Consider the following 9,864-nt stretch of genomic DNA (forward strand, 5'->3'; position numbering starts at 1 on the left):
CTGATCGACTGCAAGAGTCAGATCGAGTCGATGCTGCTGGCCCTTGGGCGCATCGAGAACAGCGCCCACATCCGTGACCAGCTGCGGTCGGTGCACAATCAGCTGGAGGGGCTGCACGGCCTCTATCGGCGCAGCAACAGCTAGCTGGCCGTTAGCCGAAAGCGCTATTCAGGTCAGACGGGTGCTCGATGTCATGGCAGAGGCTGTAGGCACAGGCCAGGGTGGCCACACGCTTCAGGCCGCCTGGCAGGTCCCGGTGGCACACCAGGTAGCCCCTGGCCAGATCGCGAAAGATCTGGCAATCGGGGCTGGCCTCGGCCACATAGGTGAGGGAGCCCTGGGTGATCCCAGCCCCGCCGGCCGCGATCGCCTGCTTCAGGGGTGACAGCACGGTTGCAGCCACATCCGCCTGGCCAGCGGGGCTGCCCTCGGCGTGGGACTTGGAAGGGAAACCGTTGGCCATGGCACCTGCCTCAAGACCAGACCCCTCAGCTCTAACGCCCCGGGATTGCCACCTGCTGTGTGCGAACCCTAACTACACAGAACGTATTGAGAACGGCCGGCGGCGGCGGCGGTGCAGCTGTCAGGCCGGGGTCGCCGTTGCTGCAGGCTCACCCGCAACCGCCCCCAGGGCCTCGCCCGGAAGGGCGCTGAGCTGCTGGATCAGAGCCTGGCCGGAGCAGGCCCGCTTGCCCTCCAGCTGACCCTCGCGCACCAGCACGGGGCAGCCCCCACTGGCCACCACCAGCCCCAGGCCGGGCTCGACGGCCAGCACGGTGCCGGGCTGCGGCGAGGGCGTGGCTGGTGGGTCAGCAGCGGCTGGCCATCGGCCACAGAGGGCGGCCGCCTCGCCACTCAGCTGTCCCGCCAGGCGCTGCACCAGGGGTTCGGTGGCGAGCAGCTTCAGTCTTTGGCCCCGCCAGCAGGTGTGGGCGCCGGGGTAGAGGCCCATGACACGGCGGTGGATCGCCAGGGCCGAGTCGCTCCAGGCGATGCGGTAGTCGTCCTTGGTCAACAGGCGGGCGTAGGTCATGCCCTCCGGGCTCTGGGGGCGCAAGCCCAGCCGCCGCCAGCGCTCAACTTCAGGGCCCTCGCCGGCGGCGGCAATGCGGGGCAGCGCCTCCAGCAGCAGCTCGGCGGTGAGCCGGGAGAGCCTCTCGCCCAGCTGCCTGGCATTCTCCAGCAGGCCGATGGGCAGGCGCTGCTCCAGCAGCACCGGGCCCGTGTCGAGGCCGGCCTCCATCGCCATGATGCCCACCCCGGTTTCGGCATCGCCCTCCAGCAGGCTCCACTGAATCGGCCCTGCACCGCGCCAGCGGGGCAGGAGTGAGCCATGGCCGTTCCAGCAGCCCAGAGGGGGCTGGGCGAGCACTTCCGGCGGCAGGATCTGGCCGAAGGCCACCACCACCGAGAGGTCCGCAGCCAGGGCCGCCAGCTGGGCCTGGGTCTCGGGGTCGCGGCGAATCCGCTGCGGCGTGATCACCGGCAGCTCCAGCTCCAGGGCCCTTTGCTTCACGGGTGAGGGCAGCAGCTGCTGGCCGCGACCGCGGCGTCGATCGGGCTGGCTCACCACCCCCACCACGCTGTGGCCGGCCGCCACCAGGGCCTCAAGGCTGGGCACGGCGTAGGCGGGTGTGCCCCAGAACAGCAGTCGCATCGCGATGGGGGCCGGGGGTCAGGCTTCGCCAGTCACCGAGAGGCCGTCCACCCACACCAGGGGACAGAGGCCATCAGGGGTCAGCTTGGCTTCGCCTTCGAATCCCACCACCGCCTGCAGCAGCTCGCGGATGTCTCCCGCCACGGTGGCCGCCTCGACCGAGCGCCGCTCGCCGCCCTGGAGCAGCCAGCCGTCGAAGGGCAGGGAGAAGGAACCCTGGCTGGCCTTGACGCCGGCGTGAAGAGCGGAGAGCGAATCGATCCACACCAGCGGTTTGTCGGCCGCCAGGCGATCCAGCCCCTGGGCGCCGCCGCCGCTGCCTGGAGTGGCGCCGATTTCGAACCAGTCGGGCCCCACCGACACCTTGGCGCCCATGCCGGCGTGGCCGGTGGGTTGAGCGCCGAAGGCCCGGGCGGTGGCTTCCGAGTGCAGGAAGTTCTGCAGCACCCCGCCCTCCACCAGGGCCAGCCGCCGGGTCGGGGTGCCCTCGCCATCGAAGGCGGCGGCGCCGATGTTGCCGGGGTGGAGGCCGTTGTCGTGGATCGAGAGGAAGGGCACGGCCAGGGTCTGGCCGAGGGAGTCGCGGTTGCTGAGGCTGACGCCATCCAGCACGGCGCGGGCGTTGAACAGGCTGCTGAAGGCGCCGATCAGATCCAGAAAGGCCTCAGGACTGAACACGCAGGTGTAGCGCCCCGTGGCGATCGGCCCGTAGTCCAGGTGGCTGATGGTGCGCTCGGCGGCCTCCTGCACACAGCCGTCGATGTCCAGCGTGCCGGCGCCATAGGCCAGGCGCATGGCGCCGGCACTGCGGGGTTTGCGGCCCGCTTCCTCGGCGCGGGCATAGAGGTAGAGGCTGGCGGTGGTGAGCTGCTGCTGGCGGCAGGCGCCATCGCTGTTGAGGTAGAGGCGCTSACTGCTGCGCTGGGCCAGGCCGTTGTMGGGGMCGGTGGCAATGGCGGGATGCCGCTCCAGCAGTTGGTGCTCGGCCTGCTTGAGCGTGCCGAGCAGCTCAAGGATCGGCTTGGGAGCGTGCCTGGGCTGCTCCAGCGTGGCCAGCGGGGCAGTGGCCAGGGGAGAGAAGGCGGGTGTGTCGGCGGCGTTGCCGAAGGCGCTGGCCGCCTGGGCGCCGGCCAGCGCCTTGTCGAGGCCACCATCGGAGAGGTCGGAGGTGCTGGTGACTCCCACCAGGCCATCGCCGTTCCAGACGCGGATGGTGATGGCGCTGCGCTGGGCACCCTTCATCTGCTTGGCCTCGCCCCGGTCCACCTGCACCGAGGTGTCGGTGCTGCAGGAGGCCCCCAGATCCCACTGGCTGATGCCGTGGCGCTGGGCCAGTTCGGCGAGACGCTGCTGCAGCGTCGTGGCGTTCAGGGTGGCCATGGTCAGCGACCCCCCACGGTGATCGAGTCGACCTTGATGTGGGGCTGGCCCACCGTGACGAAGATGCTGCCGCTCMCCGAGCCGCAGAAGCCGGCGGCCAGGTCGAGGTCGTTGGCGCACATCGAGATGCGGGGCATCACCTCCTTGGCCTCGCCGATCAGGGTGGCTCCCTTGACCGGGCGGGTCAGGGCGCCGGCCTCAATCAGATAGCCCTCCTCCACCGCGAAGTTGAACTGGCCCGTGGGGCCGACGCTGCCGCCCCCCATCGACTTGCAGTAGAGGCCCTTGTCGACGGAACCGATCAGCTCCTCGGGGCTGTGGGGGCCCGGGGCGATGTAGGTGTTGCGCATGCGGCTGGCGGCCGCAAAGCTGTGGCTCTGGCGACGGCCGCTGCCGGTGCGCTGGTGGCCGGTGCGCATCTCGCCGGCCCGGTCGCTGATGAAGCGCTGCAGCACGCCGTTCTCGATCAGCACCGTGCGCTGGGCCTCCATGCCCTCGTCGTCGATGCAGAGCGAGCCGAAGGCGCCGTCGCTGAGGCCCTCATCGATGGCCGTCACGGCGCTGTGGGCGATGGGCTCGCCGATGCTCTTGGCGAAGGGGGTGGTGCCGCGCTCCACCTGGGTGGTTTCCAGCAGGTGGCCGCAGGCCTCGTGGAAGATCACGCCGCCGAAGCGGTTGGCCAGCACGGCGGGCATCTGGCCCGCCTGCACATAGTCGGCGTAGAGCATGGTGGCGGCGCTGTTGCACACGTCCACGGCGCTGGCCTCGACGTCCCAGTGGCGCAGGTCGTCCGGCCGGCCTGAGGTGCCGTAGCGGCGGCCGAGGCCGGCGCGATGGTCGCCGTCGGCGGCGAGAACGTTCAGGCCCACGGACTGGTGCAGCCGGATGTCGCGGGCAAAGGTGCCGTCGCTAGCGGCCACGAGGATCTCCTGCCAGTCGCGGGCGTACTGGCTGCGGCGGGCCTGCAGGTGGCGTCCGTGCTGCTCCAGCCTGGCGGTGGCCTGCAGCAGTTTGTCGCTGCTCTCCTGCAGAACGGGGCAGCGCTGCAGCCAGTCGCGTTTGGTCTGGGCGAAATCTCTCAAGGCCGGCAGGCCGGCGAAGGCGCTCCGCAGGGCGCCGCTGTTCTGGGCAGGAGCTTCCAGGCCGAGCATGCCCAGTGCCTGCTCCAGGGCCTGCAGCAGCCCCCACTCGGAGAGGTCGTTGGTGCTCACGAAGCCATCGCGCAGATCGCGGAACACCCTCAGGCCCGCCCCCATGCCGAAGGATGGACTCACACTGGTGATCGTGTCCTGTTCGGCCAGCAGGCCCAGGTGGTCGGTGCGCTCCAGGAACACCTCCACCAGGTCCGCTCCGGCGGCCCGACCCGTGGCGAGCAGCAACTCCAGCCGTGCTTGCCAACTCTGGTCGAACAGCTCAAGGGTCGGCGCTGCGGCGGAGAGAACCACGGGGAACGTTCGGGTGGGCGTGGAACACGGTTGTAGCAAAAACCCCTGGGCCGCAGGGCCTGGACCAGGGGTAGGCCGTGCTCAGCGCACCGCCGGCTGGAAGGCTTCGCTGCGGATGGGTTTCATCAGGAACAGCTTGGCCATCTCGGCGCCGTTGGCGATCCAGTAGGGCAGCTTGCGCAGGGCCTTGAGGGGCGCCGGAGCAGTGCTCTGGTCGGCCTTGGTGAGGGCGGCGTTGTTGTCAACAAGACGCTCCAGCCGCACCCAGAAGCGGGGATTGCGCACGTCGAGCACCACCGGGAACACCCGGGCGGAGGTCTCGTTGGTCTTGTCGATCACGTACTTGTCGTAGGCGCGGGCATCGAGCCCCAGGGCTTCGTAGAACTCCTTGCGGGCCACATCGCGCACATACATGGTGGCGAACACCGCCAGCAGGAAGAAGCGGCACCAGAGCCTTGCCTGCAGACCACGCACGGTGTCAGGCTGGGCCTTCATCAGGGCATCAAAGAAATCGCCGTGGCGGTTTTCGTCCTGGCACCAGTTTTCGAAGAAGTTGAAGATCGGGAAGATCTTGCTTTCAGGGTTTTCCTGCAGGTGGCGGTAAATGGCGATGTAGCGCCAGTAGCCGATCTTCTCGCTGAGGTAGGTGGCATAGAAGATGAATTTCGGCTTGAAGAAGGTGTAGGCCTTGTTGGCCGTGAGGAAGCCGAGGTCGAGCTGGAGGCCGAAGTCGCTCATGGCCTTGTTGAGGAAGCCGGCATGGCGGGCTTCATCGCGGGCCATGTGGGCAAAGCACTCCGCCAGCAGGGGATTCTTCTGCTTGATGCGGCGGCTCAGTTCCTTGTAGAGCAGAAAGCCGGAAAACTCCGAGGTGCAGCTCTGCTCCAGGAACTCCACGAACACCTTGCGGGTTTCGGGGTCGAGCTTGTCTGCCGCGCCATCGAACTCGGCATTGCGCACGAAGTGGTGCCGGTTGTAGTCCTTGCGGAACTCCTCGCAGATGGCCTCGAGTTCCACTTCGTTCGGCCGCAGATCCATGGCCGCCATGGCCTCGAAGTCTGTGGTGTAGAAGCGGGGCGTGAGGATCGTGTCCTTGGCGGGATCCTTGATGGCCGGGCCATCCGGGGTGCCGATGGCGGCGCCTGGCGTGGCGCTCGGGTCGGCTACGGCGGTGGGAGGCACCATTCGATGGGCGGCACAGGGCGTGGCGGCATCGTAGGCGGCCTCGGCCAGGGTGCGGTGGGGATGTAACGCCGATCGGTCAGGTCAGCCGGAAGGCTGAATCGACACCACCGTTCGGCTCGCTCAGTTGGGCCCGAGCCACTTCTGACCGTTGAGGCGCGACACCACGCGCGACACCAGCAGGGGCAGGGTGACTTTCTTCTCGTCGATCAGAAACGACTCCACCTGGGAGGGTTCGGCGCCGGACTCGGCCACGATCACGGTCTTCGCCGCGGTGAGGCTCTCACTGGTGAAGCAGAGCCAGAAGCGGCGCTGGCCAGGAAGCGTGCCCACCACCATGGAGCAGTCCATGCCGACCACCGGCATCGGCCCCTGCTGGAAGGAGAGCTGGGGTGCCGGCCCCCCGTAGGCCTGGATCTCCTTCTCCAGGGCCGGGATCAAGAGGTTCGGCACGAACGAGCCGAAGGGCTGGTCTTCGGGAGCGGGGGGCTTGGCGGCTGCCTTGGCGGCCGGTTTGGGCTTTGCCGGGGCTGCTTCGGCAGCCGCAGCGCTGCTTGGCTTGGGATTGCTGGCGTCACTCACCGACTCAGGCACCGACTCACGCCTCAACGAGGAATGAACGAACTGTAGGGCGAGTTCAGCGGCATCAAGGCGCTCAGGTCGCCTCGCCGATCACCACTCGTTCTGGAGCGGGCTGCCCCAGTCATCCCCAGACGCCGCAGCCGGCTGGCTGGCCCTGGGGGCCGCCTGCGCCGTGTGTTGCGCTGCTGCGTGGGCTGCGTGGGAGGCCGCGGTTTTGGCCCTGGCAGGGGCTGCGGCGGTGGCCCGGCGAATCACCCGGAAGGGCACGGCCACGGTGGGCACGGCCTCACCGGCTGCCCGGGTCGGGCCCGCCACTGGGGTGTCGAGAGGCGGCTGTGGGGCAGGAGCGGGGGTGCTCCAGGGCTCCGGCCGGCCGGCGTCATCCCCTGCGTCGGGCTCAGGCCAGGGGCGCCCGCGGCTGCCGTTCTCCCGTTCCAGAGGCTGCCGCACCTGCCGCTGCAGGGGTCGCTGCTGGCCGGCGGCCAGGGCCAGGCCGGTGCCGAGGGCACTGAGGCCGGCTCCGGCCGTGGCCGCCACCATGATCCATACCCCGATCGGCAGGGCCGGCGAGGTCCAGATCAGCAGGCGCAGCGCCACGCCGGGCCTGGGGTTGAAGGCGCCGATCAGCAGGGCTGCCAGCAACGGCGCGAGCAGGGGAAGCAGCAGCAGCTGGCGCAGAAGGGGGGTCAAGGTTCAGACCTGGGTGGGAATCCCTTCGGGCCGTGGCTCCAGCGGCCCCATCCCGCGGACCGGGCCCTGCCATCGCTGCAGGTCACCCAGGTCGTAGCCGAGCACGTCAAACACCCGGATCACCAAGAAATCCACCATGTCCTCAATCGTGCTGGGCTGCTGGTACCAGGCCGGCACGGGTGGGGCGATCCTGGCGCCCGCCTCGGCGAGGGCGGTGAGGTTGCGCAGGTGCACCAGGTTCCAGGGGGTCTCCCGGGGACAGATCACCAGGGGCCGCCCCTCCTTGAGATGCACATCGGCCGCCCGCTCCACCAGATCGAGGGCCACTCCTGAGGCGATCCGCCCCACCGTGCCCATGGAGGCCGGCAGGATCACCATGCCCTTGGTGCGGTAACTGCCGCTGGCGATGCCGGCGGCCTGGTCGTTCCAGCGGTGGCAGCGCAGGCTGCCGCTCCGGCAGCCTGTCTGTTGGCGCCAGAACTGCTCCTGAGCCTCCGGTTCGCTCGGCACCCGCAGGCCGAGCTCCGCCTGCCACACCCCGATGGCGCCGCGGCTGGTGACCATCTCGACCCGTTCACCGGCCTGGAGCAGCAGCTGCAGAGCCCGCTGGGCCAGGGGCTGGGCGGAGGCCCCGGAAACGGCCAGCACGACGGGATCCATCGGTTCAGGCCTCGCTCAGCACGGCGACCGGGGTGAAGGGGTCGATCTCAGGATCCCCGCTCTCGGTGTCAGAGCTGGCTGCTTCGCCGGAATCGGCGCCCTCTGCCATGGGAACGGCGAGATCGATCTGATGGCGCAGGGCATCCACCTTCTGGATCTCCACCTCCACGGCGTCGCCGAGCATGTAGGTGCGGCGGTTCTTGCGCCCCACCAGCCGGTTCTGGCGGGAGCGGTACTCGTACCAGTCGTCCTTGAGCGAACTCACATGCACCAACCCCTCCACCTGGGAGGGCGGCACTTCCACGAAGAAGCCATAGCTCTGCACGCCGCTGATCACCCCGGGCAGCACCTGGCCGACGAGGGGCTCGGCCTGGCGCGCCTGGGCCATGGCCAGCAGATCCGCCTCGAACTCCACCAGAAAACGGCGACGCCCGTTGAGCCGCTGCAGCAGGCCCTGGTCCCTGGTCTGCTGGAAAGGAGCAATGGCGCTGTTGGGCAGCAACGACCAGTCGATCGTGCCGTGACAGGAATCGGCGGCCAGGTCTACGCCGATCTTGTGGCGCACGCTGGGACGGTCCTTGCCTTCGCTGAGGAGCAGGGTCAGCAGCTGCTGGTTCCAGATGTCGACGTAGTGGAGGGTGGGGCAGCACCAGGGGGCCAGGGCCGCCGGCCTGCCATCGCGTTCCTCCTCGGAGAGTCCGGCCACGGCATGCCGACCGGGCTGCTCCGAGAGGCTCACCGGTTTGAGCACGCCTCGAAGCTGCTGCTGCAGGGGACGGCAGCGGTCGGTGGCAGCAAAGGCGGCCGCAAGTTCGGCCCCACTGGCGTGGCCCTCCTCACCGAGTTCGAGGGGGATGTCCAGAGCCAGGGCTGCCCGGGCCACGTCGTTGAGATCGGCGGCCTCGGGAGGCGGGTTCAGGGCATAGATGGCGGGGAGGTTCAAGGCGCTGAGGTGATCGCCAAGGGCCATCTCGGCCATCAGGAAGGCCTCCCGCAGGATCGCCGTGGGGTGATGGGCCGGCAGCTCCACGAACCAGCCCTGCCCGCCGCCTTCCGGTGACGGCACGGCCAGGTCGCCCAGGCTGTCGATCAGGGGCATGGACAGCCTGAGATCGATGGAGCCCTGGGCCAGACGCCGCTGGTGCAGCTGCGTGGTGAGCCCTACCAGAGCCTCCAGCTGGCCCAGCTGCTCCTTGATTGGCTTGAGGGCCGCCGGGGTGGTGCGGGCTTTGGGCTTGCGCTCCGCCAGGGCTTCCAGGGCCTCGGCTCCCACTGTGGCGACGGGCTTCACCAGGCTTCGGCAGAAGCGGTAGTGCTCCAGCACGCCTTCCGGGCTGAGCTCCAGGGCGACCGAGAGCGCCGCCTGGCTCTCGCCCGGCTTCCAGGCCGTGGCCTTGATCAGGCCGGGGCTGAGCAGGGGGAGCCACTGGCGCCCGGTGCAGAGGGCGTCGGCCTGCTCGCGCAGCCAGAGGTCGAGGCTGCCGTTGGCGCTGAGCCGCTCAGCCACGGCGGGGCTGTGGACCCACAGGGTCCAGCCCCCCTCCCGCTCCTCCAGGGCCAGGGCCGCCAGCTCGGGGGCGTTGCGTCCCTGCCAGCCACTGATCAGCAGGCAGGGCTGGCTGGTGAGATCGGTACGCTCCTTGGCGGCAAGACTTTTCAGCGCCGTGCGGGGCGCCGTGGAGCGGTTGTTGAGCCGGTGCTTGGTGAGCAGCAGGTCGAGGTCGGCGGCCTCGCCGCCCCGGATCGGCAGGCGGCGGGCCACGTGGCCCTGGGGAGCGAACTGCGCCACGGGGTAGCGATCAATCGCCACCTCCACCACGGAATTCTGCTCGGGATCGAGATAGCTCGAATCGGCAGCCGGCAGGGTGACGGCGGTGAGCAGGCGGTCGTCGAGGGGCAGGGCCACCAGACGTTCGTTCTGCTCCTCCACCTGGGCCAGCATCGAAGTGGTCTGGCGGGCCAGGATGCAGCGCACTCCCCCCTCCGGGGAGCGGCGCCTGCCGCCCTCGCGGGTCACCTGCACCAGCACCCGGTCGCCGTTCCAGGCGTGGTTGAGCTCGTGGTCACGGATGTAGATGTCCTCGCCGCCGTCCTCCCGCAGAGCAAAACAGAAGCCCTTGCTGGAACAGCGCAGCCGGGCTGGAATCAGCTCGGGGGTGTCGCAGCGCTGCAGCCCCTGCTCGGCCTGCTCCAGCAGTCCCAGCTTCACCAGGGCGTCCACGCCGATCAGCAGCATGGCTTTGTCGCGGGAGTTGCTCAGGCCGAGGG

Annotated in this window: 9 protein-coding genes; all 9 read right to left on the bottom strand. The window is 69.4% G+C overall.

The window, feature by feature from the left end; all coding sequences use genetic code 11:
* Nucleotides 1-151 precede the first annotated feature (151 nt).
* Nucleotides 152-463, bottom strand: coding sequence for a hypothetical protein (locus tag IQ216_RS07605; RefSeq protein ID WP_193815006.1), 312 nt, complete (start codon nt 461-463; stop codon nt 152-154).
* Between the two features lie 120 nt (nt 464-583).
* Nucleotides 584-1,657, bottom strand: a complete 1,074-nt coding sequence (fmt, locus tag IQ216_RS07610) for a methionyl-tRNA formyltransferase (protein ID WP_193815007.1) — start codon at nt 1,655-1,657, stop codon at nt 584-586.
* A gap of 18 nt (nt 1,658-1,675) precedes the next feature.
* Nucleotides 1,676-3,037, bottom strand: coding sequence for a TldD/PmbA family protein (locus IQ216_RS07615; protein ID WP_193815008.1), 1,362 nt, complete (start codon nt 3,035-3,037; stop codon nt 1,676-1,678).
* A gap of 2 nt (nt 3,038-3,039) precedes the next feature.
* The gene (locus tag IQ216_RS07620) at nt 3,040-4,482 is read right to left on the bottom strand and encodes a TldD/PmbA family protein (protein WP_193815009.1); all 1,443 of its coding nucleotides are present in this window, start codon (nt 4,480-4,482) and stop codon (nt 3,040-3,042) included.
* Between the two features lie 81 nt (nt 4,483-4,563).
* Entirely contained in the window at nt 4,564-5,667 is a 1,104-nt protein-coding gene (gene acsF, locus IQ216_RS07625) for a magnesium-protoporphyrin IX monomethyl ester (oxidative) cyclase (RefSeq protein WP_186699337.1), read from the bottom strand.
* A 120-nt stretch (nt 5,668-5,787) separates the two neighbouring features.
* Nucleotides 5,788-6,246 (bottom strand): DUF2996 domain-containing protein, encoded by a 459-nt coding sequence (locus tag IQ216_RS07630; protein ID WP_186699340.1) that lies wholly within the window; start codon nt 6,244-6,246, stop codon nt 5,788-5,790.
* 90 nt (nt 6,247-6,336) lie between these two features.
* Nucleotides 6,337-6,936 carry a LapA family protein gene (locus IQ216_RS07635; RefSeq protein WP_193815010.1) on the bottom strand — a complete coding sequence of 200 codons (600 nt, stop codon included), beginning with the start codon at nt 6,934-6,936 and terminating at the stop codon, nt 6,337-6,339.
* A gap of 3 nt (nt 6,937-6,939) precedes the next feature.
* Nucleotides 6,940-7,596, bottom strand: coding sequence for a flavin prenyltransferase UbiX (locus IQ216_RS07640; protein WP_193815011.1), 657 nt, complete (start codon nt 7,594-7,596; stop codon nt 6,940-6,942).
* 4 nt (nt 7,597-7,600) lie between these two features.
* On the bottom strand, nt 7,601-9,864 hold a 2,264-nt coding region (locus tag IQ216_RS07645; RefSeq protein ID WP_193815012.1), incomplete at its 5' end, for an RNB domain-containing ribonuclease.

The organism is Cyanobium sp. LEGE 06143, from assembly GCF_015207535.1.
In the GTDB taxonomy this organism is placed as follows: Bacteria; Cyanobacteriota; Cyanobacteriia; order PCC-6307; family Cyanobiaceae; genus NIES-981.

Bases quoted from the DNA above. Each gene is read 5' to 3' on its own strand.
- IQ216_RS07605 (WP_193815006.1), bottom strand. From the start codon at position 463: ATGGCCAACGGTTTCCCTTCCAAGTCCCACGCCGAGGGCAGCCCCGCT.
- fmt (WP_193815007.1), bottom strand. From the start codon at position 1,657: ATGCGACTGCTGTTCTGGGGCACACCCGCCTACGCCGTGCCCAGCCTT.
- acsF (WP_186699337.1), bottom strand. From the start codon at position 5,667: ATGGTGCCTCCCACCGCCGTAGCCGACCCGAGCGCCACGCCAGGCGCC.
- IQ216_RS07640 (WP_193815011.1), bottom strand. From the start codon at position 7,596: ATGGATCCCGTCGTGCTGGCCGTTTCCGGGGCCTCCGCCCAGCCCCTG.